General features: G+C 49.3%; 20 protein-coding genes, 6 tRNA genes, 2 rRNA genes and 2 riboswitches. Of the genes, 26 read left to right on the plus strand and 2 right to left on the minus strand.

Annotated features, from left to right (window positions below; translation table 11 throughout):
• Positions 1-55 precede the first annotated feature (55 nt).
• Positions 56-157: riboswitch (purine riboswitch) on the plus strand.
• A gap of 88 nt (positions 158-245) precedes the next feature.
• The gene (locus GVY43_RS13675; protein WP_015880700.1) at positions 246-1607 is read left to right on the plus strand and encodes an NCS2 family permease; all 1362 of its coding nucleotides are present in this window, start codon (positions 246-248) and stop codon (positions 1605-1607) included.
• Positions 1608-1633: 26 nt separating this feature from the next.
• Here the strand turns inward: GVY43_RS13675 and GVY43_RS13680 are convergent, their stop codons facing one another.
• On the minus strand, positions 1634-2476 hold the full coding sequence (locus GVY43_RS13680) for a VanW family protein (protein WP_159563477.1): 843 nt from the start codon (positions 2474-2476) through the stop codon (positions 1634-1636).
• A gap of 715 nt (positions 2477-3191) precedes the next feature.
• Here GVY43_RS13680 and rrf (GVY43_RS13685) point away from each other — a divergent pair.
• The 9 genes from rrf (GVY43_RS13685) to GVY43_RS13725 all read left to right on the plus strand — a co-directional run bounded on the left by rrf (GVY43_RS13685) (position 3192) and on the right by GVY43_RS13725 (position 4603).
• Positions 3192-3308 (plus strand): 5S ribosomal RNA (gene rrf, locus GVY43_RS13685).
• Positions 3309-3316: 8 nt separating this feature from the next.
• Positions 3317-3392, plus strand: a tRNA-Val gene (locus GVY43_RS13690).
• A gap of 9 nt (positions 3393-3401) precedes the next feature.
• Positions 3402-3477, plus strand: a tRNA-Thr gene (locus GVY43_RS13695).
• A 41-nt stretch (positions 3478-3518) separates the two neighbouring features.
• A tRNA-Leu gene (locus GVY43_RS13700) sits at positions 3519-3605 on the plus strand.
• 31 nt (positions 3606-3636) lie between these two features.
• A tRNA-Arg gene (locus GVY43_RS13705) sits at positions 3637-3713 on the plus strand.
• A gap of 8 nt (positions 3714-3721) precedes the next feature.
• A tRNA-Pro gene (locus GVY43_RS13710) sits at positions 3722-3798 on the plus strand.
• A gap of 14 nt (positions 3799-3812) precedes the next feature.
• Positions 3813-3888: transfer RNA gene (locus GVY43_RS13715), tRNA-Ala, on the plus strand.
• 319 nt (positions 3889-4207) lie between these two features.
• Positions 4208-4324, plus strand: a 5S ribosomal RNA gene (gene rrf, locus GVY43_RS13720).
• 87 nt (positions 4325-4411) lie between these two features.
• Positions 4412-4603 (plus strand): NETI motif-containing protein, encoded by a 192-nt coding sequence (locus tag GVY43_RS13725; RefSeq protein ID WP_015880702.1) that lies wholly within the window; start codon positions 4412-4414, stop codon positions 4601-4603.
• 42 nt (positions 4604-4645) lie between these two features.
• On the opposite strand, the gene GVY43_RS13730 is transcribed toward GVY43_RS13725, so the two are convergent.
• The gene (locus tag GVY43_RS13730) at positions 4646-5116 is read right to left on the minus strand and encodes an NUDIX hydrolase (protein ID WP_159563478.1); all 471 of its coding nucleotides are present in this window, start codon (positions 5114-5116) and stop codon (positions 4646-4648) included.
• Between the two features lie 146 nt (positions 5117-5262).
• Positions 5263-5364: riboswitch (purine riboswitch) on the plus strand.
• A 68-nt stretch (positions 5365-5432) separates the two neighbouring features.
• On the opposite strand from GVY43_RS13730, the gene purE reads away from it, so the two are divergent.
• The 16 genes from purE to GVY43_RS13810 all read left to right on the plus strand — a co-directional run bounded on the left by purE (position 5433) and on the right by GVY43_RS13810 (position 24067).
• Positions 5433-5921 (plus strand): 5-(carboxyamino)imidazole ribonucleotide mutase, encoded by a 489-nt coding sequence (purE, locus tag GVY43_RS13735; RefSeq protein ID WP_159563479.1) that lies wholly within the window; start codon positions 5433-5435, stop codon positions 5919-5921.
• On the plus strand, positions 5921-7015 hold the full coding sequence (gene purK, locus GVY43_RS13740) for a 5-(carboxyamino)imidazole ribonucleotide synthase (RefSeq protein ID WP_201302257.1): 1095 nt from the start codon (positions 5921-5923) through the stop codon (positions 7013-7015). The genes purE and purK overlap by 1 nt, the downstream gene beginning before the upstream one ends.
• Positions 7012-8304 (plus strand): adenylosuccinate lyase, encoded by a 1293-nt coding sequence (purB, locus tag GVY43_RS13745; protein WP_015880706.1) that lies wholly within the window; start codon positions 7012-7014, stop codon positions 8302-8304. Before purK ends, purB begins: the two co-directional genes overlap by 4 nt.
• A gap of 49 nt (positions 8305-8353) precedes the next feature.
• Positions 8354-9058, plus strand: coding sequence for a phosphoribosylaminoimidazolesuccinocarboxamide synthase (purC, locus tag GVY43_RS13750; RefSeq protein WP_159563480.1), 705 nt, complete (start codon positions 8354-8356; stop codon positions 9056-9058).
• Positions 9055-9297, plus strand: a complete 243-nt coding sequence (gene purS / locus GVY43_RS13755) for a phosphoribosylformylglycinamidine synthase subunit PurS (protein WP_159563481.1) — start codon at positions 9055-9057, stop codon at positions 9295-9297. Before purC ends, purS begins: the two co-directional genes overlap by 4 nt.
• Positions 9294-9974 carry a phosphoribosylformylglycinamidine synthase subunit PurQ gene (gene purQ / locus GVY43_RS13760; RefSeq protein WP_159563482.1) on the plus strand — a complete coding sequence of 227 codons (681 nt, stop codon included), beginning with the start codon at positions 9294-9296 and terminating at the stop codon, positions 9972-9974. The genes purS and purQ overlap by 4 nt, the downstream gene beginning before the upstream one ends.
• On the plus strand, positions 9958-12177 hold the full coding sequence (gene purL / locus GVY43_RS13765; RefSeq protein ID WP_159563483.1) for a phosphoribosylformylglycinamidine synthase subunit PurL: 2220 nt from the start codon (positions 9958-9960) through the stop codon (positions 12175-12177). Before purQ ends, purL begins: the two co-directional genes overlap by 17 nt.
• A complete protein-coding gene (gene purF / locus GVY43_RS13770) occupies positions 12153-13562 on the plus strand; it encodes an amidophosphoribosyltransferase (protein ID WP_159563484.1) in 1410 nt (469 codons plus the stop codon). The genes purL and purF overlap by 25 nt, the downstream gene beginning before the upstream one ends.
• A 12-nt stretch (positions 13563-13574) precedes the next feature.
• Entirely contained in the window at positions 13575-14609 is a 1035-nt protein-coding gene (gene purM, locus GVY43_RS13775; protein ID WP_074037834.1) for a phosphoribosylformylglycinamidine cyclo-ligase, read from the plus strand.
• Positions 14606-15184, plus strand: coding sequence for a phosphoribosylglycinamide formyltransferase (gene purN / locus GVY43_RS13780; RefSeq protein WP_074037833.1), 579 nt, complete (start codon positions 14606-14608; stop codon positions 15182-15184). The genes purM and purN overlap by 4 nt, the downstream gene beginning before the upstream one ends.
• Positions 15181-16701, plus strand: coding sequence for a bifunctional phosphoribosylaminoimidazolecarboxamide formyltransferase/IMP cyclohydrolase (purH, locus tag GVY43_RS13785; protein WP_159563485.1), 1521 nt, complete (start codon positions 15181-15183; stop codon positions 16699-16701). The genes purN and purH overlap by 4 nt, the downstream gene beginning before the upstream one ends.
• Positions 16702-16715: 14 nt before the next feature.
• Complete coding sequence (purD, locus tag GVY43_RS13790; RefSeq protein ID WP_159563486.1) at positions 16716-17969, plus strand: phosphoribosylamine--glycine ligase; 1254 nt, start codon at positions 16716-16718, stop codon at positions 17967-17969.
• A 222-nt stretch (positions 17970-18191) separates the two neighbouring features.
• Positions 18192-20351 carry an EAL domain-containing protein gene (locus GVY43_RS13795; RefSeq protein WP_236548966.1) on the plus strand — a complete coding sequence of 720 codons (2160 nt, stop codon included), beginning with the start codon at positions 18192-18194 and terminating at the stop codon, positions 20349-20351.
• Positions 20352-20533: 182 nt separating this feature from the next.
• Positions 20534-22276 carry an adenine deaminase C-terminal domain-containing protein gene (locus GVY43_RS13800; protein ID WP_159563488.1) on the plus strand — a complete coding sequence of 581 codons (1743 nt, stop codon included), beginning with the start codon at positions 20534-20536 and terminating at the stop codon, positions 22274-22276.
• Positions 22277-22343: 67 nt separating this feature from the next.
• Positions 22344-22649, plus strand: a complete 306-nt coding sequence (locus GVY43_RS13805; protein WP_015880718.1) for a YerC/YecD family TrpR-related protein — start codon at positions 22344-22346, stop codon at positions 22647-22649.
• Between the two features lie 35 nt (positions 22650-22684).
• Positions 22685-24067, plus strand: coding sequence for a TrkH family potassium uptake protein (locus tag GVY43_RS13810; protein WP_159563489.1), 1383 nt, complete (start codon positions 22685-22687; stop codon positions 24065-24067).
• The last annotated feature ends 12 nt before the right edge of the window (positions 24068-24079 follow it).

Below are 24079 nucleotides of genomic sequence, written 5' to 3' on the forward strand. Positions count from 1 at the left end.
TTAGTTGACATTCTATTTTTACGCTGATACGATAAGAACGTTCTTATTATAACCGAACAATTATAAAATATTTTGCCGTATAATATCGGGGATATGGCCCGAGAGTCTCTACGAAATCACCTTAAATGATTTCACTACGGCGAGACATAGATGAGGGTGTATGCCCTCGTATGTTTCGCGTGGGGTCCTCGGTCATTTGCCGGGGGCCTTTTCTCGTTTTACGGCGAGCACAAGGAGGAAAACAAATGAGCACACAGCTCAAGCAAGAACAGCAACAACCATCAACGACGAGTCGGATCGATCGTTACTTCCAACTCACAGCACTCGGTACGAGTGTCCGCACGGAACTGATCGCAGGATTTACAACTTTCCTCGCGATGGCGTACATTCTTTTCGTTAACCCGAACATTCTTGGGGCAGCGGGTATGGATACTGGAGCGGTCTTCGTGGCGACAGGTCTTGTCGCGGTAGTCGGTTCATTGACGATGGGACTTCTCGCGAACTACCCAATTGCGATTGCGCCAGGCATGGGCCTTAACGCGTTCTTCGCATATAGCGTCGTCATCGGGATGGGTATTTCTTGGCAAACGGCTTTGTCAGGTGTACTTGTATCAGGTCTCTTCTTTATCGTATTGACGTTATCAGGAATTCGCGAAACGATTGTTAATGCGATTCCGGCTCCGCTCAAAATGGCGGTTGCTGCAGGGATTGGTTTCTTCATCGCTTTCATCGGTTTGAAAAACGCAGGCATCGTTGTCGCGAATGAAGCAACACTTGTTAGTCTTGGTTCACTTGGTACGGGCACGACGCTTCTCGCGGTGTTCGGTCTTGTGGTCAGCGCCTTGCTTATGGCGCGCGACATCAAAGGTGGTATTTTCATCGGGATGTTGTTGACGGCGATTGTCGGGATGATTTTCGGTCTTGTGCCGACACCGACAGCAATCTCAGACGTTGTGTCGATGCCGCCGAGTATGTCATCTACATTCGGTCAAGCCTTCATCAACTTCGGTGATGTGTTCACGCTTCAAATGCTCGTTGTCATCTTGACGTTCTTCTTCATCGACTTCTTTGATACAGCTGGGACGCTCGTCGCGGTAGCGCGTCAAGCTGGGATCATGAAAGAGAACAAAGTACCACGTGCGAGTAAGGCGTTGTTAGCTGACTCGACAGCGACGGTGGCAGGTGCAATCTTCGGAACATCTACAGCGACTTCATACGTTGAATCGTCAGCAGGTGTCGCTGCTGGTGGACGAACAGGATTGACTGCTGTTTTTGCAGGATTGTTCTTCGGTTTGGCATTGTTCTTCTCGCCTCTCTTGGCAGTTGTTACGGCGCCGGTAACAGCTCCTGCGCTGATTATTGTTGGTGTGCTCATGGCTTCGGCTCTTCTTGATATCGATTGGAAAAAGATCGAGATTGCAGTTCCTGCATTCTTGACGATTATCATGATGCCACTTACATCATCAATCGCAACGGGAATTGGGCTTGGGTTTATCCTTTACCCACTCATGATGATTGCAAAAGGGAAGACGAAAGAGATTCATCCGATCATGTACGGGATGTTGGTCATCTTCTTGGCATACTTCATGTTCTTGCCACACGCATAAGTTCATTTGAAAAGCCGGCTCTGTTATTACGAGTCGGCTTTTTTGTATGCAGTATTTTCAGGAAGGAATGGATCGTACATCGTGATCGCGTGATTTTCTGTGATGAACTCATTTCGAAGATGTGTGCCATTCATTGAAGTGACTTCTCTAAATATCTGGTTATGTCGTATCGTTCCACCCCACCATTCCCGGGTGAAATGATGGTTTTCTTCATATATACGATACTGTTCTTTATTAGGGATGTTCGAGCGCCATTCCCCGACGAGATGATCTCCCTCTATATATAGAAGGAGTTGATACGTTTGTGCCGTCTGGTTTGTGATTTGTAAGTCGAGATAATTATAAGAACATGTCGCGCCACTTCCGAAAGGTTGGTCCCGTCGGTAATCTGGGAACACATCATAGCTGTGACGATAACGTTCGGTCACGGTCAATGGGCTATGTAAGGTGATCCAATAGATTAGATTGGACAGTTGGCAAAGTCCGCCACCGATTCCTGAAGTGACTTTTCCGTAATGGAGAATCATTCCGTCGACGTATCCTTTACGTTTCGTTGGCTTGCCGATCATCTTCCAATAGGAGAAGACATCGTTTGGATTCAGGATAGAGCCGTTCAGTTTGGTAATTGCAATTTTTAGGTTGGTTACCTTGTTATGCTGGACTTCCATGTCGACATCTCGGAGTTGGCGATACAAAGGAGTTCGGTGTGTATGGATCAGATATGACATCGGGTCAGTGTTTCGTTTTGAAACATACTTTCGTTTGTCCGTCATCCATTCTATTCGTCGCTTAAGCGTATAAATTTGTGTACCAGACCAGATTCTGAACGGTGAACGTTTCTTAGGCCGCTGTAAATCGGATTGCATCATTGGTTGACTCCTTATAGGTTTATAGTCGTTTTTAGATATAAGTGTATTCTTTAAAGTGATTTATTCTTCCTTCTTCCATTAAGGAGTTGGGATTCGAACTTTGGATGATGTAGAAAAAGATTTAAAAGTTTTTTTAGAATAATGCTTGCAAGATCAAAAAGCAGGTGATATAGTTATCTCTGTTGCCAGCGACAAACGTTGAACAAACGAAAAAGTTGTTGACATCAAAATGAATTAAATGTTATTATCATTTAGTCGCCAAGAGCGGCAGACGAACTTTGAAAACTGAACGATGAGGCAAAATAAGTTTTACAATTTTTGAATGAAGCGCAAGCTTCGTCAATTTAAGAGCTATATCAAATTCTTTGGAGAGTTTGATCCTGGCTCAGGACGAACGCTGGCGGCGTGCCTAATACATGCAAGTCGAGCGCAGGAAGCCGTCTGAACCCTTCGGGGGGACGACGGTGGAATGAGCGGCGGACGGGTGAGTAACACGTAAAGAACCTGCCCATAGGTCTGGGATAACNAGACCCCTCAGAGACGATGAGGTAGATAGGTCATGGGTGGAAGCGTGGCGACACGTGGAGCTGAATGATACTAATCGGTCGAGGCTTTGATCTAGTCTATGGTTTGTGTTGATGAATCCTCAGTTTTGAGAGAACAATCTCAAAAAACATGTTGACATTATGTTAAAATAATGTTAATATCATATTTGTCTGGTGACGATAGCGAGACGGCCACACCCGTTCCCATACCGAACACGGAAGTTAAGCGTCTCAGCGCCGAAAGTAGTTGGGGGATCTCCCCCTGTGAGGATAGGACGTTGCCAGGCTACATATTGGAGGATTAGCTCAGCTGGGAGAGCACCTGCCTTACAAGCAGGGGGTCGGCGGTTCGATCCCGTCATCCTCCACCATTTACACCTGCCGGTGTAGCTCAGTTGGTAGAGCATCTGACTTGTAATCAGAGGGTCGAGGGTTCGAATCCTTTCGCCGGCACCATTTGATCTTTTTAAAAAGTCTACCGCTAGAAATTATACCTTGCCGGGGTGGCGGAATTGGTAGACGCACAGGACTTAAAATCCTGCGAGGGTTTCCTCGTGCCGGTTCAAGTCCGGCCCTCGGTACCATTAATATTTTCCCATGATGATTATTCGTCTCGCACCCTTAGCTCAGCTGGATAGAGCGTTAGACTACGAATCTAAAGGCCGGGAGTTCGAATCTCTCAGGGTGCACCATTTTTAGACGGGAAGTAGCTCAGCTTGGTAGAGCACTTGGTTTGGGACCAAGGGGTCGCAGGTTCGAATCCTGTCTTCCCGACCATCATCACTTATATTGGGGCCTTAGCTCAGCTGGGAGAGCGCCTGCCTTGCACGCAGGAGGTCAGCGGTTCGATCCCGCTAGGCTCCACCAATTTTATTTTTTTACAGACGAACTTTGAAAACTGAACGATGAGGCAAAAAAAGTTTTACATTTTTTGAATGAAGCGCAAGCTTCGTCAATTTAAGAGCTATATCAAATTCTTTGGAGAGTTTGATCCTGGCTCAGGACGAACGCTGGCGGCGTGCCTAATACATGCAAGTCGAGCGCAGGAAGCCGTCGATGAGGTAGATAGGTCATGGGTGGAAGCGTGGCGACACGTGGAGCTGAATGATACTAATCGGTCGAGGCTTTGATCTAGTCTATGGTTTGTGTTGATGAATCCTCAGTTTTCAGGGAACAAGCCCTAAAGTCTGGTGGCGATAGCGAGACGGCCACACCCGTTCCCATGCCGAACACGGAAGTTAAGCGTCTCAGCGCCGAAAGTAGTTGGGGGATCTCCCCCTGTGAGGATAGGACGTTGCCAGGCAAACGGTGGTTCTGGAGCATTCGCTCAAGGGCCGCCGTTTTTTCATATCATCGATTCAGCTTAGTGGAAGAGAGGACGTAAGAAGCAATGGCTAAGAAGATCAAAGTATATGTCGAACCAAATGAAACGGTCAGTGAATGTTTAGATCGAATCAATGAAATGGGTTATCGTCCTATACGCCGTATTGAAAAGCCCGTCTTTGAGCAAACGGGAGCCAAAGATGAACCTGTCCATTCCCATCAATCGATTTTATTTGAATGCGTCTCTAAAGAATCCTAATGCCAAGCCGTCACACAATCTGCGTGACGGCTTTTTTATGTCTCAAAATGAATGTTCGCGTTCAAAGCATCGATCTCCAAGCGCATCCAATAAAGTTTGAGCTCGTTTTTCTATCTTTTTAGGAAGATTCTCTTTACTAAAGTATTCAAGAGCCAAACTTTCACCATCTTCCATGACGAGCGCTCCATGTACTCCTTTCGCCTGGTATAAATGAATGACACCGTATGTCTCGTCTCCGTTTGGATATTTGAAGTAACCATCTGAACCGGAAAAGACTTGGATTAATTCAAATTGCTCAGCGAGAAGTCCAGTTTCTTCTTTTAATTCTCTTGCAGCGACTTCTTCCAGCGTTTCCCCGAGCTCCATCGATCCTCCTGGTAATCCCCAGTCAAGTGTATCCGATCGGAATTGCATCAGTACCTCTTGCTTTTGATTGATGACCAAAATGGTCGCTCCCACACTGATAATGGGACGATTCCCAATCACTTCCCGTAAACTTGCGATGTAACTCATCTAACTCCCCCTTTTCAATAGCATACATTACCGAAGATGATTATGCTGATAACGTCTAAAAAGCGAACGATAAATATTCAGACAATTAAAATGTTCGCAGTTTATTGACATGTTTTCAAAGAACAAGGTACGATAGGCGTGTGAGATAAGAAAAATAAATAGTGCTCCATATAATCGCAAGGAAATGGCTTGCAAGTTTCTACCTGATCACCGATTCTGATCAGACTATGGGGTGTAGCGGACGTGTATTTGTCATGCCTATACCCTAAACTGATTGTCGGTTTAGGGATTTCTTTTTGTAAGGGGGACATTGGGAATGAACGTAGCAGTTGGAGTAATCATGGGAAGTTCATCTGATTGGGAGACGATGAAACATACATGTGACGTGTTGGATGAATTACAGATTCCATATGAAAAACAAGTCGTATCAGCTCACCGTACACCAGACCTTATGTTCGAATATGCTGAAGAGGCACGAAGCAGAGGCATCCAAGTGATCGTTGCGGGTGCTGGTGGGGCAGCCCACCTTCCTGGAATGGTCGCTGCGAAAACAACACTTCCTGTCATCGGTGTCCCGGTACAGTCGAAAGCACTCAATGGAATGGATTCGCTACTCTCAATTGTTCAGATGCCTGCAGGAGTTCCAGTAGCAACTGTTGCCATCGGAAAAGCGGGAGCAACGAATGCAGGGTTATTGGCTGCTCAAATCCTCAGCATCCACTCCACAGACATTACAAATCGACTTGATGCATTTCGTGAGAAGAAACAAGAGATGGCGATTCGAGGAACGGAGGAGTTGGTCTGATGAGAATCGGAATTTTAGGTGGAGGACAACTTGGCCGGATGATGTCTCTTAGTGCGAGCGCAATGGGATACACGACGCTTTGTCTCGATCCAAACCCAGATGCACCGACTGCTCAAGTGGCAGATTCAATTGTTGCCTCATTTGATGATGTGAATGCCGCAAAAGAACTCGCTGCTCGTTCAGACGTTGTGACTTATGAATTTGAGAACATCGATACGGAAATGATTGCAGCCATCGAAGAAAAATGCCCACAAGGTATGGACGTATTGAAGGCGACGCAACATCGAATTTTAGAGAAACAGATGATTGAATCAGCAGGACTACGTGTCGCACCGTATGTTTCGGTACGTACGGTGCGAGATGTACAGCAGGCATATGAGAAGCTCGGCTCACCATTTGTCATCAAAACGTGTCGCTTCGGTTATGACGGGAAAGGGCAGACGGTCATTCGGTCGGAACATGATCTTCAGACATTCGTTGAACATTTTGTCGAGCAGGAATATGTCGCCGAAGCTTGGTTGCCATTTGAAAAAGAAATCTCAGTCATTGTGACGAGAGGGTATGACGAAACGTCGACATTCCCAATCAGTGAAAACATTCATCACAACAACATCCTACATTTATCGATTGTACCGGCTCGCGTATCAAATGAGATTCAAGAGGATGCAAGACACCTCGCTCTCCAGCTTGCAGACCATATCGGCTTAATGGGAACGCTCGCTGTCGAGCTGTTCGTCATGGCGGATGGCCGTCTATATGTGAATGAGCTTGCGCCGCGTCCGCACAACTCCGGGCACTACACGATTGACGCTTGTGAAACCTCACAATTTGAACAACACATTCGAGCCGTGACCGGGATGCGCCTCGGACGGACGAGATTGACATCGCCTGTCGTCATGGTCAACCTTCTCGGCGAGCATATGCCACGACTTCATGTCAAAGCATTGCCATCGAATGTTAAACTACATCTGTATGGAAAAGATGAAGCGAAGACAGGTCGCAAAATGGGACATTTGAACGTCCTTGGTGACACGGTCGAAGAAGCGCTTCATACCATCGAACAACTGGCAATTTGGAAGGAGACCGTTTTATGATTTCACGCTACACCCGCCCAGAGATGGCAAACATTTGGACTGATCAAAACAAATTCGAGGCTTGGTTAAAAGTTGAACTTTATGCCTGTGAGGCTTGGAGTGAACTCGGTATCATCCCGAAAGAAGATGTACAAGTTCTTTGGGACAAGGCATCGTTCGATGTTGATCGCATTCTAGAGATTGAACAAGAGACACGTCATGATGTGATTGCGTTCACTCGTGCCGTTTCCGAGACACTCGGAGAAGAGAAAAAGTGGGTACATTACGGATTGACGTCGACGGATGTCGTCGACACGGCACTCTCGTACTTAATCAAACAGGCGAATGATCTTTTAGAAGCCGATTTAGATCGCTTCATCGGTATTCTCGCAGAAAAAGCGAAGGCACATAAGTATGACATCATGATGGGACGTACCCATGGCGTTCACGCGGAACCGACCACGTTCGGTCTGAAGCTCGCCCTCTGGTATGAAGAGATGAAACGAAACAAAAAACGCTTCATGGCAGCTCGCGAAACGATTGAATTCGGGAAGATGAGCGGAGCGGTTGGGACGTTTGCGAATATCGACCCGTTCATCGAGTCATACGTCTGTGACAAGCTCGGTATCCAAGCTGCACCGATTTCGACACAGACACTCCAACGTGACCGTCATGCCGAGTACATGTCAACACTCGCATTGATTGCCACATCGATTGAAAAGATGGCAACCGAGATTCGTGGACTTCAAAAAACAGAGACACGCGAAGTGGAAGAGTTCTTTGCGAAAGGACAAAAAGGGTCATCTGCGATGCCGCATAAACGTAACCCAATCGGTTCTGAAAATATGACGGGTCTTGCACGCGTCATTCGCGGTCATATGATGACAGCATACGAGAATGTCCCACTCTGGCATGAACGTGACATCTCGCACTCATCAGCAGAGCGAATCATCATTCCGGATGCGACGATTCTCCTCAACTACATGTTGAACCGTTTCGGTAACATCGTGAAGAACTTAACGGTCTTCCCGGACAACATGCGCCGCAATATGGACCGTACGTTCGGGATCATCTTCTCGCAACGGATCTTACTCGGTCTCATCGAGAAGGGCTGGTCACGTGAAGCAGCATACGACGCGGTTCAACCGAAAGCGATGCAGGCATGGGAAGAAGAGACGATGTTCCGTACATTGATTGAAGAGGACAAAGAGATGGGCGCACTCTTTACGAGTGAAGAGCTCGATGAGTTGTTCGACCCGCGTTATCACGTACGCCGTGTCGATACGATTTTTGAACGCTGTGGTTTGTAATCGTTGAGGGGCGACAAGCCCCTCTCACTTTTAAGGGGGAACGGTTCAGATGAAAGCAATTTATGAGGGCAAGGCGAAGGCGTTATTTGAGACAGAAGAAGCGGGTGTGCTTCGTGTGTACTATAAAGACGATGCGACAGCATTCAATGGAGAAAAGAAAGAGTCGATTGATGGGAAGGGGATTTTAAACAATGCCATCACGACTCAGTTGTTCGAATTGATGCATGACAACAAGATTCCGACGCACTTTATCAAACGAATCTCAGACCGGGAACAGTTGGTCCGCCGTGTCGACATCATTCCGTTAGAGGTGGTCGTCCGCAACGTCGCGGCCGGTAGTCTGGCGAAACGTCTCGGTTGGGAAGAAGGAAAACCGCTCCTCGCACCGATTGTCGAGTTTTATTATAAGGACGATGCGCTTGGGGACCCACTCCTCACTGAGGATCATATCCGATTATTGCAAGTTGCTACACACAAAGAAGTCGAAACATTGCGACAACTCGGGCTTTGGGTAAACGATGTCTTGCTCGATTTCTTTGGTCAACACGGCATCGACGTGATCGATTTTAAACTAGAGTTCGGAAAAGTGGATGGGACGATCATCTTGGCGGATGAAATCTCGCCGGATACGTGCCGCCTTTGGGACAAAGAAACGAAACAAAAGCTTGATAAAGATGTATTCCGTCGCGATTTAGGTTCTTTGACTGAGACGTATGGACAATTGTTAACACGCATAGGGGGAAACGGACAATGAAAAAAGTAAACGTGTATGTGACATTACGTGAAAGTGTACTCGACCCACAAGGAGTTGCCGTAAAAGGCGGGCTCGAACATCTCGGATTCGCTGGAGTTGAATCGGTGCGCATCGGGAAAGTGATCGAGCTTCAAGTAGCGGACGACACGACAGAAAACATGGTCAAAGAGATGTGTGAGAAGTTACTCGTCAATACGGTCATTGAGAATTATGAAATCGAGATGGGGGTACTCGCATGAAGTTTGCGGTCATCGTCTTTCCAGGATCAAACTGTGACCTCGACATGTACCACGCGGTAAAAGATGTGCTCGGGGAAGAAGCGGAATACGTGTTTCATACAGAGACCTCACTTGAAGGATTCGATGGGGTCCTCTTACCAGGCGGTTTCTCATACGGAGACTACTTGCGCTGCGGGTCAATCGCCCAGTTTTCACCAATCATGGCTGAAGTGAAGCGTTTCGCGGAAGAAGGACGGCCGGTACTCGGGGTATGTAACGGATTCCAAGTGCTCGTCGAAGCGGGACTCCTTCCAGGCGTATTGATGCGAAACCGCGATTTGAAATTCATGTGTAAGACCGTCGACCTTGTCGTCGAAAACAACGAGACGATGTTCACAAGTGAGTACGCGGCACAGGAAACGATTCGCGTGCCAATCGCACACGGTGAGGGCAACTACTACTGTGACGATGCGACACTTGCGGCATTGAAGGTAAATGGCCAGATTGCGTTCACCTATAAAGAGAACCCGAACGGATCGGTCGAAAACATCGCCGGCATCACGAACGAGGCAGGGAACGTACTCGGCATGATGCCACACCCGGAGCGTGCGGTCGAAGCGTTGCTCGGTGGGGAAGACGGTAAACGGTTATTCACGTCAATCGTAAAATGGGGGGCACGACATGTTACTTACAACTGAACCGACAGCTACACAAATCCGTGATGAACGGATCTATGCCACGATGGGATTATCGGACGACGAATACGCGCTCGTCGTCTCACTGCTTGGCCGGGAACCGAATTATACAGAGATCGGTCTCTTCTCGGTCATGTGGTCTGAACACTGTTCGTACAAAAACTCGAAACCGGTGCTCCGGAAGTTTCCGACAACCGGCAAGCACGTCTTACAAGGACCGGGAGAAGGGGCTGGAATCGTCGACATCGGAGACGGGCAAGCCGTCGCCTTTAAAATCGAGAGTCATAACCATCCATCCGCGATCGAGCCTTATCAAGGAGCGGCGACTGGGGTGGGCGGAATCATCCGTGACATCTTCTCGATGGGCGCCCGTCCGATTGCTTTATTGAACTCACTCCGTTTCGGAGATTTGAACGAATCACGTGTGAAACATTTATTCGGTCATGTCGTATCCGGCATCGCTGGATACGGGAACTGTGTCGGCATCCCGACTGTCGGTGGGGAAGTCGCCTTTGACCCGGCTTACTCAGGAAATCCACTCGTCAACGCAATGTGCGTCGGCTTTATCCGTCATGAAGACATTCAAAAAGGAATCGCGGAAGGTGTCGGGAACTCGGTCATGTACGTCGGAGCAACGACAGGACGTGACGGAATCCATGGTGCCACGTTCGCTTCTGAAGAACTCGGGGAAGACGCGGACGAGAAACGTCCAGCCGTCCAAGTCGGAGACCCGTTCATGGAGAAGCTCTTGATCGAAGCGTGTCTCGAAGTCATCAAGCACCCGGCGCTCGTCGGGATTCAAGACATGGGCGCAGCCGGATTGACGTCATCGTCAGCAGAGATGGCATCGAAAGCAGGGATGGGAATCGAGATGAATCTAGACCTCGTCCCACAACGTGAGACAGGCATGACACCTTACGAGATGATGCTATCGGAATCGCAAGAGCGGATGCTCCTCGTCGTCAAAGCTGGACATGAAGACGAAATCGAAGCAATCGTCACGAAGTGGGGACTTCATGCAGTCAAAGTCGGAGAAGTCATTGAAGAAAAAGTGCTTCGTCTCGTTCATCAAGGTGAAGTCGCGGCGGAAGTACCGGTCGATGCACTCGCCGAAGACGCTCCTGTCTATCATAAACCGTCTAAAGTCCCGGCATATTACGAAGCATTCCAAGCGATGGAGCCGGTCACACCAGTTGTCGAAGATGTGATCGCGACATGGAAAGACGTCCTTGCGATGCCGAGCATCGCCTCGAAACGTTGGGTGTATGAGCAATATGACCATATGGTACAAACGTCGACAGTCGTCGCACCGGGTAGTGATGCCGCAGTCATTCGCATTCGTGAGACGGAGAAGTCGCTCGCGATGACGACGGACTGCAACGCAAAATATGTCTATCTCGATCCACGTGTCGGTGGAGCCATCGCTGTCGCGGAGGCGGCGCGAAACATCGTCGCAAGTGGTGCAGAACCACTCGCTTTGACGGACTGCCTCAATTTCGGGAGCCCGGATAAACCGGAAGGGTTCTGGCAACTCGATCAAGCCGTCGAAGGAATGGCAGAAGCGTGTCGTACGCTTGATACGCCGGTCATCGGTGGGAACGTATCGCTGTATAACGAATCGAACGGACAAGCCATCTACCCGACACCGGTCGTTGGAATGGTCGGACTCATCGAAAAACCAGAACATATTACGACATCGTTTGCGAAACAAGCGGGAGACGTCGTCTTCTTACTCGGTGAGACAAAAGCAGAATTTGGCGGAAGTGCCCTTCAAATGTTGCAAGACGGAAAAGTGAGCGGTCATGCACCGACACTCGACCTTGAAGAAGAACGTCAGACACAGAAGGTATTGCTTCACGCCATCCGTGAAGGTCTGGTCACGGCGGCACACGACGTGTCAGAAGGTGGTCTTGCGGCAGCGTTACCGGAACTGGTCTTTGGAACAGGGTTCGGCATGGACGTGACGATCGACACAGACCTTGTGACGGCACTATTTAGTGAATCCCAGTCACGTTTCCTCGTGACAGTAGACAAGGCACATGCCGAGTCATTCGCGCGCATGACGAACGGGACAGCAATCGGGACAGTGACAGAAGCCCCGACCCTTGTCGTTCGCGCAAGCGACCGCTTGATTGAAATGGACGTGAAAGAGTTGGAACGTGTATGGGAAGGAGCTATTCCATGTTATATGACATCCGAGGCATGAACGAGGAGTGCGGCGTCTTCGGTGTGTTCGGTCACATCGAAGCCTCACACCTTGCCTATTACGGACTGCACAGCTTGCAACACCGTGGCCAAGAAGGAACGGGGATCGTCACGGCAGACGGAGAACGTCTCCATGCGAAACGAGGACTCGGTCTCGTTACCGAGGTGTTCGATGAGACGTCACTCGACACACTCACGGGGAATCATGCGATTGGGCATGTCCGCTACTCAACGGCAGGCGGCAATACGTTAGAGAACGTTCAACCGCTCCATTTCAAGTCGTTGACTGGGGATTTGGCGATGGCGCATAACGGAAACCTCGTGAATGCGAACGAATTGAAACATATGCTCGAAGCGGAAGGCGCGATCTTCCAGACGACGTCCGACACGGAAGTCGTGGCTCACCTCATCAAGCGAAGTCGCGGCAATTCGTTGAAAGAACGAATCGCCGACAGCTTGGCTCGTCTCGTAGGGGCATTCGCTTTCCTATTCTTGACGGAAGATGCACTGTACGTCGGTGTCGACGTGCATGGGTTACGTCCATTGTCACTTGGACAAACCGAAGACGGGGCTTACGTGTTCGCTTCGGAAACGTGTGCGTTTGACGTCGTGGGGGCGACGTACGTACGAGATGTTGAACCAGGAGAATTGCTCATGGTCACGAATGAAGGGATCACGTCGGAGCGATTCAGTGAAGCGGCAGTCCGTGCCATGTGTTCAATGGAATACATCTACTTCTCACGACCGGACTCTATCATCGATGGTATCAACGTGCATACGGCACGTAAGGCCATGGGGAAAAAGATGTTTGAAGAAGCACCGGTCGAAGCAGATGTCGTGACAGGTGTGCCGGATTCAAGTATTTCCGCGGCAATCGGTTACGCTGAGGCGAGCGGAATCCCATACGAAATGGGACTCATTAAAAATCGTTATGTCGGACGTACGTTCATTCAACCGTCCCAGGAATTACGGGAGCGCGGCGTGAAGATGAAGTTATCAGCGTTACGCGGTGTCGTAAACGGGAAACGCGTCATCATGGTCGATGATTCCATCGTCCGAGGAACGACGAGTCGTCGAATCGTTTCGTTACTCCGAGAGGCAGGCGCGACGGAAGTGCATGTGCGCATCACGTCACCACCGATCAAACATCCGTGTTACTACGGAATCGATACATCGACCAAGGAAGAGTTAATTGCGGCAACCAAATCCGTTGAAGAAATCAGAGAAGAGATTGGTGCCGATTCACTAGCGTTCCTCACATTAGATGGAACGGTCGAAGCCATCGATCGTCCATTTGAAGGAGCACTACGCGGGCAGTGTGCTGCATGCTTCACGGGACTTTATCCGACTGAACTTGCAGAACTCGTGACAGAGACAAAGGCTTAAGGGGGAAATGCAATGAGCGTTCGTTATGAACAAGCGGGTGTGAATTTAGAAGCAGGGTACGAGGCCGTATCCCGTATGAAACGTCATGTTGCTCGGACAATGCGTCCGGAAGTGATGACAGGACTCGGTAGTTTCGGAGCGATGATTGATCTCGGTTCGATGAACATGAAACACCCGATTCTCGTGAGCGGGACCGACGGGGTCGGGACGAAACTGAAATTGGCGTTCGCGCTCGACCAGCATGACACGATTGGAATCGACTGCGTCGCCATGTGCGTCAACGATTGTCTCGTGCATGGGGCAGAACCGCTCTATTTCCTCGACTATATTGCGACCGGAAAAGCAGAACCGGCTAAACTTGAGCGAATCGTCGCCGGTGTTGCGGAAGGATGTGTCCAAGCCGGCTGCGCCCTCGTCGGTGGCGAAACCGCTGAAATGCCGGGGATGTATCCGGATGGCGAATATGATATTGCTGGATTTGCGGTCGGTGTCGTGGAGAAAGAAAACTTGCTCGACGGTTCGACGATTCAGGATGGAGACGTTGTGCTCGGACTTGCATCTTCAGGCGTCCACTCGAATGGATTCTCGCTTGTACGTCATATTGTTGAATCACAAGGTCTTCATTATACGGATGAGATTGCGATGCTCGATACGACACTCGGGAACGCCTTGCTGTTGCCGACACGGATTTATGCCGAAGCGGCGAAAGCGGCGATTTCGACAGGGAAGGTTCAAGGGATGGCACACATCACAGGTGGTGGCTTCTATGAGAATGTCCCTCGCATGTTGCCAGAAGGTCTCGGCATCACGTTCGATGCCTCGAGTTGGCCGAGTCTTCCTGTATTCGACTGGCTCGAACAAGTCGGGAACATCTCGAAGCAAGAAATGTTCAACGTCTTCAATATGGGGATTGGTTATATGATCACGGTACGTCCTGAAGACGTGGAACTCGTCGAAGCGGCGCTTGAACGTGTCGGGGAGACCGCGCACCGAATCGGGAAAGTCGAGAGTCGTCCAGGCATCCGGATCTCAGGAGTGGACCAATGAAACGATTTGCTATCTTTGCGTCAGGATCGGGAAGTAACGCCGAAGCGATTTGGCAAGCAATCACCGATGGTCATTTGTCTGCTGAATGTGTGTTGCTCGTGACGGACAAACCAGAAGCTGCTGTTCTCGATCGAGCGGAGCGTCACGGGATTCCGAGTTTTTCGTTTACACCGAAGGCGTACGCGTCAAAAGAAGAGTTCGAGGAAGAAATTCTCGTCCTTCTCCGTACGCTTCGTGTAGACTATATCGTGTTGGCGGGGTATATGCGCTTGATCGGAAATGTGTTACTATCCGCATATCCGAACCGTATTCTAAACATTCATCCATCGCTTTTACCCGCTTTTCCAGGTAAAGACGCGATCGGACAGGCGCTTGACGCCAACGTACCGACGAGTGGTGTAACCGTTCATTATGTGGATGCGGGGATGGACACGGGTCCGATCATCGCACAGGCGTCCGTCGAGATTGAAGGGTGTGATCGCACCGAGGCGACACGTCGTATTCAGACGATCGAGCACCAACTGTATCCGCGCGTATTACAACAAGTGTTGAATCAACAGGAGGTTTTCAAGTGAGAGCATTATTAAGTGTTTCTGATAAAATGGGGATTGTCGAACTCGCAACCGTCTTGCATGAGGCGGGCATCGAGCTCATCTCAACAGGTGGGACCGAGGCGGCGCTTCAACAGGCAGGATTACCAGTCAAAAATATTTCGGAAGTGACATCGTTCCCCGAAATGTTAGACGGCCGTGTCAAAACGTTGCACCCACTCGTTCACGGGGGATTGCTCGGACGTCGCGACCTTGATACGCATGTCGCACAAATGAAAGATCATCACATCGAACCAATCGATTATGTGGTCGTCAATCTGTATCCGTTCAAAGAGACGATTGCAAAAGAAAATACGACATACGAAGAAGCGATTGAAAACATTGATATCGGTGGACCGAGCATGTTGCGTTCAGCTGCGAAAAACCATGCGAGTGTCACCGTCGTCGTGGACCCGAGTGATTACACACTCGTCGCCGATGAAGTACGTGGAGGCGGTACATCGTTTGAAACACGTCAACGTCTCGCGACGAAAGCGTTCCGACATACGGCTGCCTATGATGCGTTAATTGCCGACTACTTAGGTCGTCAAATCGGCGAAACGTTCCCAGAGCAGGTGACTGTCACGTATGAAAAGGTTCAAGACCTTCGTTATGGAGAGAACCCACACCAACAAGCGGCGTTTTATAAGACACCGTTATATGACGGGATGACACTTGCGAATGCGACACAGCTTCACGGGAAAGAGCTCTCGTATAACAATATTCAAGATACGAATGCAGCACTTGAAGCACTCAGTGAATTGACTGAGCCGGCGGCAGTCGTTGTCAAGCATATGAACCCATGCGGCGTTGCAGTCGGACGGACGATTTCTCAAGCGTTCGAACGTGCCCATGCGGCCGACCCGGTCTCTATCTTTGGTGGAATCGTCGCCTTAAACCGTGAAGTCGATCTCGAAACGGCGGATGCCCTTCGCAACATCTTTTTAGAGATCATCATTGCTCCATCCTTTAGTGAGGCAGCACTTGACCGATTGAAAGAGAAAAAGAATCTTCGTTTGTTGACGTTAGATATGGGACAGATGACAGGCATGCGCCTCACGGCTGTCGCGGGAGGATTGCTCGTACAAGACGGGGATGACATGACACTCGATGATGCCTCATGCCAAATCGTGACGGATCGTCGTCCGACAGCATCAGAATGGGAAGACTTGAAACTTGCATGGCGTGTCGTCAAGCATGTCAAATCGAACGCTATCGTCGTCACAAAAGACGAAACGACGATTGGAATCGGTGCCGGACAGATGAACCGCGTCGGTGCAGCAAAAATCGCTTTCGAACAAGCTGGAGAACGCGCGACAGGCGCGGCTCTCGGAAGTGATGCCTTCTTCCCGATGGCAGATACGGTCGAAGCGGCAGCGGCAGCGGGAATCACGGCCATCATCCAACCGGGTGGGTCGATTCGCGATGCCGAATCGATTGAAGCGGCAAATCGCCATGGTATCACGATGGTATTCACATCAGTCAGACATTTCAAACACTGAGAGGGGTTTGCGTCATGAACGTATTGGTCATCGGTCGAGGAGGACGCGAGCATGCGCTCGCGTGGAAGTTGAAACAAGACGGGCATCACGTCTTCGTTGCACCGGGCAACGACTTCATGGAAGGGATGACGTGTGTGTCGATCCATGAAACAGACGTGGAGGCGCTCGCCCATTTCGCAGAAGAGAACGAGATCGAATGGACGATTGTCGGACCGGAGTCGTCACTCATGGCAGGAGTCGTGGATACGTTCCGTGCCAAAGGACTGAACATCTTTGGACCGACGAAAGCGGCTGCCTTACTCGAAGGAAGCAAGGCGTTCGCAAAGGAAGTCATGATGGAAGCCGGGATTCCGACAGCGGCATACGAGGCGTTCACAGAAGCGGAATCGGCGCTTGCCTATATCGAGAAGCTAGGGGCACCACTCGTCGTCAAGGCGGACGGATTGGCTGCCGGTAAAGGCGTCACGGTTGCATTTACGGTCGAAGAGGCGGAAGCTGCCGTACGTGATATTTTCACGACGGATAAATTTGGGCAACAGTCACAAGTCGTCATCGAAGAGTTCCTCGATGGGGAAGAGTTTTCGCTCATGGCGTTCGTCTCGGGAGAGCGTGTCATTCCGATGATCACCTCGCAAGATCATAAACGTGCCTATGACGGCGACAGGGGACCGAACACGGGTGGTATGGGCGCTTATAGCCCGATGCCACATCTTTCAAAGGACGTGTATGAGGAATCGGTGAAGACCGTATTAGAACCACTCGCGCAGACGATGGTCAAACGAGGTACTCCATTTGAAGGATTCTTGTACGCCGGTCTCATCTTGACGGCGAATGGACCAAAAGTCATCGAATTCAATGCACGCTTCGGTGACCCTGAAACGGAGGTCATTCTACCGAACTTGAAAACGCCGCTCCTTGACATGATTGAAGCGGTCGTTCGTCAAGAACCGTATCTGATTGAATGGGTCGATGGATATACGATGGGGGTCGTCATTGCGGCCGAAGGGTATCCGGACCGACCGATCACGGGCCAGGTGTTATCAGGATTTGAGTCGCTTCCGAAAGATGTGCTGGTCTTCCATGCCGGCACGACAAAGAAGGGCGATCAAGTCGTAGGGAGCGGAGGTCGTCTACTTGTTGTGACGGCGACGAAGCCGACACTGCTTGAGGCGAAAACGGCTGTGTATGCGGCGATTTCACAACTCGATTTACCTGAGACGTTCCACCGAACGGATATCGGGTCACGGGCGTTCACGCAGATTATTTGAAGGATGGGTCAACCCATCCTTTTTTTCATGCGAAAAAAAGGAAATGCCGATATCCTGTTCTACAATAATAATAAAGTAGCTGGAAGAAGGAGGGTGGTCGGCCTGCGTGTTCAAACAAAATTATTTATTGCGATAGCCGTGAACATTGTATTCTTCATCGGTGTTATTTTATTCGTCATCAAACCGTATTTTGTAGAGAAAAGTATTGAGCAGGACAGGGCGATGACCCGTGATCAAATCGAAAGTGTGTCAGAAGTGTTCGCCAATCACCGACTCATGCTCGAACGAATTCTTGTAGATTGGTCAGTCTGGACGAACGCCTATGATTTTGTTCAAAATCAGAATGAAACATTCATTGAAAATAACATGGGGGAAGAGACACTCGAAAACTTGGGGGTCGGCGCAATGATTTTCCTCGACCGTGATCGAGAGGTCGTCTACTCGGAGTTTACTCAATTTTATGAATTAGATCGTGAAGAGGACAAAGAGACATTCACGAACGACTTGATCCGTTACGTCAACTCGTCAGGAATCAAACAAAGTGCGGTGTATGGCACCGATTTCGGTCCGGTCGTCTTCATGAGTCATCCGATTGTGAGAAGTGATGGGACAGGAAAGCCGGGTGGGACGCTCGTGATCATTCAAAAAATCGGTCCAGACTTCATGGCCGCGATGAGTGCCCAAGCAAAAACGAAATTATCGATCAGTCCTCTTTCACACCGGCAGTTGACGGTCGATGAAGACAATCAATTTGCACGTGTCTCGTTACCGCTTCAATCCGTCTATCAAGATGCGAACTGGGAACTCAACTTCTCGGTGAAGCGAACGTACTATACCAATACACAGACCATGTTAGAAACGGGGATGCTAGGGCTGCTTGTGCTCGGTCTTGGTCTATTGTTGACACTGTTTTGGTCGGTGAATCAAATTGTCACGAAACGATTGATGGGCATCGTCAACGAACTCAAATGGATCACGAAAGAACGGAATAGTCGGTTACGGATTCAGTTGCATCCAAATCAACAAGACGAGATTGAAGAGATGGCGATCAGCATGAACGAGGTGCTCGATGCACTCGAACAGACACAAAAAGAATCGTTGACGCGTGCCTTCCGAGATTCTTTGACCCGTCTTCCGAACCGATTGGCGGTCGAAGAGATGTTCGTGAGCTTACCGGAAACGACCCGGTCGATTGGAGTGATGGGAATCGATCTCGACAACTTCCGACGGATCAACGATCAATTTGGTCAGCGTACGGGAGATGCGATGCTGACGTTCTTTGCCTCTCGTTTGATGTTTTATAGAGAGGATGGCTTCGTTGCAAGAATCGGAGCGGACGAGTTCATCTTGATTCATTCGAAATGGACGACCGAGGAGCTCATGATTATCGCGAATCAATTAGTGAAAGATTTGCGCGAATGGGGTTTGAAGCAAGGGATGAACCATTTGACCTTGAGTATCGGCATCGACGAATTGACAGGACCGACGTATCATTCCTATGAGGTGATGATGGCGCGACTCGATGTCGTCTTACACGAAGCCAAAGCATCCGGGAAAGACCAGATTCTTTCCTATCATGAGATTGAAGATGGGAGTCACTACTTGCAGGCGCTCGAGATGGAACGTGATTTACGTCATGCGTTGCGTCATGATGAGTTCGAACTCTATTACCAACCAATCGTCTCTCCGCAGCCGTTTCAAGTAAGAGGAGTCGAGGCGTTGATTCGCTGGCACCATCCACAGAAAGGGTTCGTTTCTCCCGGCGTGTTCATTCCGGTTGCGGAGCAACTCGGGCTCATCTCAGATGTGGGACGCTGGGTGCTTGTGCGCGCCATCACTGAGATTCAAGAGTACGCAGAGCGGTTTGATTTATTTTTATCCATTAACGTCTCGAAACGTCAGATTTTAGACGGCTCGTTTTTAGAAGCGTTGGAGGAGACGCTCGCTAAGACAGGATTTCCCCCACACCGGTTGCATGTGGAAATCACAGAGAGTGAAGTCGGTGGGAATGTGTATGAACTTCAACAGTTCATTCAAGCGTTAAAGGCCATCGGGGTCAAAATATCACTCGATGACTTCGGTGTCGGGACATCGTCACTTTCATACCTGCAATCCCTGCGTCTCGACATCGTTAAAATCGATCAGAACTTCGTGAAAGGGATTCCGGAGAATAAGTTTGACCGCGCGCTGTTAGAAGGGCTGTATCAAACTTTCCAAACGCTTGGACTCGAGATCGTCACGGAAGGGGTCGAGCGACCGGAACAGCTTGCGTTCGTATTAGAATATAGTGGTTCGCTCATTCAAGGTTATCATTACAGTAAACCGATTCCGGTCGATCAATTGCACCTGTACTTACGAAAAACGGTCATGACTCAAATTTGATGTAGGCGACTCTTCACAGGGAGAGTCGTCTTTTTTTGTGAAAAATATATGTGAAATTTGTTACAATAGGGAACATAACTTGCGACCCATTCAGAGAAAAGGTAAACTTGAAACAGGGAAAGAAAACGCTTTCAAAACTATTTTTTAATAGCTTTGCAAGGGAAAAGGGAGGATTGGGTTCGATGCCAACAAAAAGAACGGCGCGGGCACCGTGGTCTAAAGTGATGATTCGTTCACAACTTGAAGTCGTGGATCGATTGCGACCACCTTCGCTCGTCTTACAAAACGCAACGTATTTGAACGTTTATGTAAAACAATGGAGAACCGCAAATATTTGGATTGAGGGAGATCGGATCGTGTATGTCGGTCCAGACTTACCAGAATCAGCGGTCGAAACGGTCGATGTGACAGGAAAGTATATTGTACCTGGGTATATCGAGCCTCACGCTCATCCGTTTCAATTATACAATCCGGCGACGTTGTCAAAATATGCAGGAGAGCGTGGAACGACGACGCTCGTCAATGACAACATGCTGCTTTTTTTACAAGAGAAAGAGCAAGCGTTTGCGCAGCTCGATGCGATTCAGCAATTACCGACGAGTACGTATTGGTGGGCACGATTGGATACGCAAACGGAGCTGGACCGAGAGAGCGTGGCTGTCGACTCGGAACGCGTTCATGAGTGGTTTAACCATCCGGACGTCGTCATGGCAGGTGAATTGACGGCATGGCCACGCGCCTTGAAGGGCGATGATGAGATGCTTCAGTGGATGCTTGACGCCGAGACGTGCGGTTTGCCGGTCGAGGGACATTTTCCGGGGGCGTCGCCGAAGACATTGACTAAAATGGCGTTGATGGGAGTACACAGCGACCATGAGGCGATGACGGCGGAAGAGGCGTTCAATCGATTGGAACTAGGTTATACGACGACGCTTCGACATTCCTCGATTCGTCCGGACCTGCCGGAGATGATTCGTGACCTATTGGCGAATGGATTGACGGCGTTCGACCATCTCATGGTGACGACGGACGGTTCGACACCGGGCTTTTATGAGGACGGCATGCAGGATGCTCTCGTCCGCATTTTGATTGAAGCGGGATTACCGGCCATCGAAGCCTACCGGATTGTCTCTCATAACGTGGCTCGTCATTTTGACCTCGATCATATTTTAGGTGCAATTGCGCCAGGCCGCATCGCGCATTTGAACATTCTAGATGCCATCGAGGAACCGCGTCCGACGGCCGTGATCGCGAAAGGGCAATGGATTTATCGTGATGGGGTATCGCTTTTCCCGAACGAATTAGTGGAAGCAGTCCTCGACATGATGCCGTCGACAGACGTTTCAATCGAGCTTACGCCACAAGACTTGTCCTTCAGCATGCCGGTCGGACTCGACATGATCAACTCGGTCATCATGAAGCTGTTTAAAATTACGCATGACACGGGTCAAGATGAATTACCGCGTGATGGAGACGAATCGTTTCTCATGTTGCTTGATAAAGAAGGGAAATGGCGATTGAACACAGTCCTGAAAGGATTCGCTCGAGATTTTGGTGGACTTGTCAGTTCGTACTCGATCAGTGGGGACTACTTGATTCTAGGAAAATGTAAACAAGATATGTTACAGGCGTTCAAACGAATGAACGAACTTGGAGGCGGGATTGTCCTCGTAGACAAGGGCGAAATCGTTGCGGAGATTCCGTTGCCACTCTGTGGGATGACGTCGACGGAGCCACTTGAAGTGCTCATCGGTCAAGAGAAACAGCTGCGATACGAGCTCATGGCGAGGGGCTATCAGTTCGAAGACCCGATCTATACATTACTATTTTTAGCGTCTACCCATTTGCCGTATGTTCGGGCGACACCTCTCGGCATTTATGAAGTCATGAAGAAACAAGTACTATTTCCTGCGATTTTGCGATGAATAGTTGAGTCCAAGGCTCCCCTGCTTTAGAATGATAAAGAAGTATGAGTAGAGAGGATGCTTGCGGATGCAACTCGATAAATTACGAGGTCGAGAGCTTGATCAATTGTTTGAAGCGATTTTGAAGCTCGAGACACTCGAAGACTGTTATCAATTATTTGAAGATTTAGCGACTGTTAATGAAATTCAGGCACTTGCGCAACGACTTGAAGTGGCGCGGCAAATTCGTGAAGGAAACACGTATCATAAAATTGAGGATGCGACAGGCGCCTCAACGGCCACGATTTCACGTGTGAAGCGATGCTTGAACTATGGGACAGGCGGATACGATCTCGCTCTTGAACGTCTACAACAAACAAAAGGTGACTCGTAAGAGTCATCTTGTTTTTGATGGAGGGGAGGGGCGAGATGCAACAGAAATTCATGAAACAGAACTTACAATTGTTCTTTCGAAATTTAACACCGGTTCAAACACTCGTATTAATTTATAGTGCGGCAGCGATTTTATCAGTTTTGCTTCTCGCCTTACCAATCGCCCACAAGCCCGGAGTGACGATCACATTTACCGATCTTGTCTTCTTTGCGGTGAGCTGTGTCAGTGTCACGGGACTATCACCGATTGTAGTCACTGATACTTTCTCCACGTTCGGCTTATTTATCATCCTGTTCATCGTCCAAGTGAGCGGTGTCGGATTGATCAGTTTGCACGTCATCATGTGGATCTTACTTGGGAAACGAATTGGGTTCAGGGAGCGGCAACTGATTTTACGTGACCAAAACCAGACGTCGATGTCTGGTATCGTCAAATACATCACGGAAATCGTGATTACCGTAATCGCCATCGAAGCGGTCGGTGCCGTCTTGCTCGGGGTCCATTACTTAAATTATTTTGATACCGCCGGAGAAGCCTTCTTGCAAGGATTGTTCGGGTCGGTCAGTGCGACGACGAATGCCGGGTTTGACATTACGGGAAGTTCGCTCGCACCATTCCGTGAGGACCCGTTCGTCATCTTTACACAAATCGCGCTCATGACCGGTGGTGCCATCGGATTCCCAGTGCTTGTAGAAATTCGAACGTACTTGGTGAGCCGAATCACTCGAAAACGTCATACGTTCCCAAGTCGATTCTCGTTGTTCACGAAATTGACGGTTTCGACCTTCTTTATTTTGATTGCCGTCGGTACGGTCGGCTTGTTCATCTTTGAATACAACAATGCCTTTAAAGACTTGCCGCTCTGGTTGGCACTTTCGGATTCGTTGTTCCAATCCGTGACGACACGAAATGGTGGTCTATCGACGGTAGATGTCAATTTGTTCTCTGAAGCGAGCATGTTGCTTCTGTCCATCCTTATGTTCATCGGGGCGTCTCCATCGTCTGTCGGTGGGGGGATTCGGACGACGACGTTTGCTGTAGCCGTTCTCGCTGTCATCGCATTCATTCGCGGGGACTCGTCCATCAAAATTTTCGGTCGTGAAATCGTCCTTGAAGATATTTGGAAAGCGTTCGTTATCATTACGGTCTCGCTTGCCGTTTTACTATCAGGTGTCATGGTCATGGCTTATTTTGAGGATGCTTCGTTGACACGAATCTTATTCGAGGCGTGTTCTGCGTTCGGGACGACGGGCCTATCCGTCGGATTGTCCTCCGAATTTAGTAACGTTGGAAAATGGGTGTTGACGATTCTCATGTTCATCGGTCGGATCGGCGTCATCGCCTTCATTCTCATCCTGCAACGGAGACAACCGAAGCGGATGTATAACTATCCGAAAGAATCAATCATCTTAGGATAAGGAGATTGTCAT

This window comes from Exiguobacterium sp. 8H (assembly GCF_902506255.1).
Lineage (GTDB): Bacteria > Bacillota > Bacilli > Exiguobacteriales > Exiguobacteriaceae > Exiguobacterium > Exiguobacterium profundum.

Bases quoted from the DNA above. Each gene is read 5' to 3' on its own strand.
- GVY43_RS13675 (WP_015880700.1), top strand. From the start codon at position 246: ATGAGCACACAGCTCAAGCAAGAACAGCAACAACCATCAACGACGAGT.
- GVY43_RS13680 (WP_159563477.1), bottom strand. From the start codon at position 2,476: ATGATGCAATCCGATTTACAGCGGCCTAAGAAACGTTCACCGTTCAGA.
- GVY43_RS13725 (WP_015880702.1), top strand. From the start codon at position 4,412: ATGGCTAAGAAGATCAAAGTATATGTCGAACCAAATGAAACGGTCAGT.
- GVY43_RS13730 (WP_159563478.1), bottom strand. From the start codon at position 5,116: ATGAGTTACATCGCAAGTTTACGGGAAGTGATTGGGAATCGTCCCATT.
- purE (WP_159563479.1), top strand. From the start codon at position 5,433: ATGAACGTAGCAGTTGGAGTAATCATGGGAAGTTCATCTGATTGGGAG.
- purK (WP_201302257.1), top strand. From the start codon at position 5,921: ATGAGAATCGGAATTTTAGGTGGAGGACAACTTGGCCGGATGATGTCT.
- purB (WP_015880706.1), top strand. From the start codon at position 7,012: ATGATTTCACGCTACACCCGCCCAGAGATGGCAAACATTTGGACTGAT.
- purC (WP_159563480.1), top strand. From the start codon at position 8,354: ATGAAAGCAATTTATGAGGGCAAGGCGAAGGCGTTATTTGAGACAGAA.
- purS (WP_159563481.1), top strand. From the start codon at position 9,055: ATGAAAAAAGTAAACGTGTATGTGACATTACGTGAAAGTGTACTCGAC.
- purQ (WP_159563482.1), top strand. From the start codon at position 9,294: ATGAAGTTTGCGGTCATCGTCTTTCCAGGATCAAACTGTGACCTCGAC.
- purL (WP_159563483.1), top strand. From the start codon at position 9,958: ATGTTACTTACAACTGAACCGACAGCTACACAAATCCGTGATGAACGG.
- purF (WP_159563484.1), top strand. From the start codon at position 12,153: ATGTTATATGACATCCGAGGCATGAACGAGGAGTGCGGCGTCTTCGGT.
- purM (WP_074037834.1), top strand. From the start codon at position 13,575: ATGAGCGTTCGTTATGAACAAGCGGGTGTGAATTTAGAAGCAGGGTAC.
- purN (WP_074037833.1), top strand. From the start codon at position 14,606: ATGAAACGATTTGCTATCTTTGCGTCAGGATCGGGAAGTAACGCCGAA.
- purD (WP_159563486.1), top strand. From the start codon at position 16,716: ATGAACGTATTGGTCATCGGTCGAGGAGGACGCGAGCATGCGCTCGCG.
- GVY43_RS13795 (WP_236548966.1), top strand. From the start codon at position 18,192: ATGACCCGTGATCAAATCGAAAGTGTGTCAGAAGTGTTCGCCAATCAC.
- GVY43_RS13800 (WP_159563488.1), top strand. From the start codon at position 20,534: ATGCCAACAAAAAGAACGGCGCGGGCACCGTGGTCTAAAGTGATGATT.
- GVY43_RS13805 (WP_015880718.1), top strand. From the start codon at position 22,344: ATGCAACTCGATAAATTACGAGGTCGAGAGCTTGATCAATTGTTTGAA.
- GVY43_RS13810 (WP_159563489.1), top strand. From the start codon at position 22,685: ATGCAACAGAAATTCATGAAACAGAACTTACAATTGTTCTTTCGAAAT.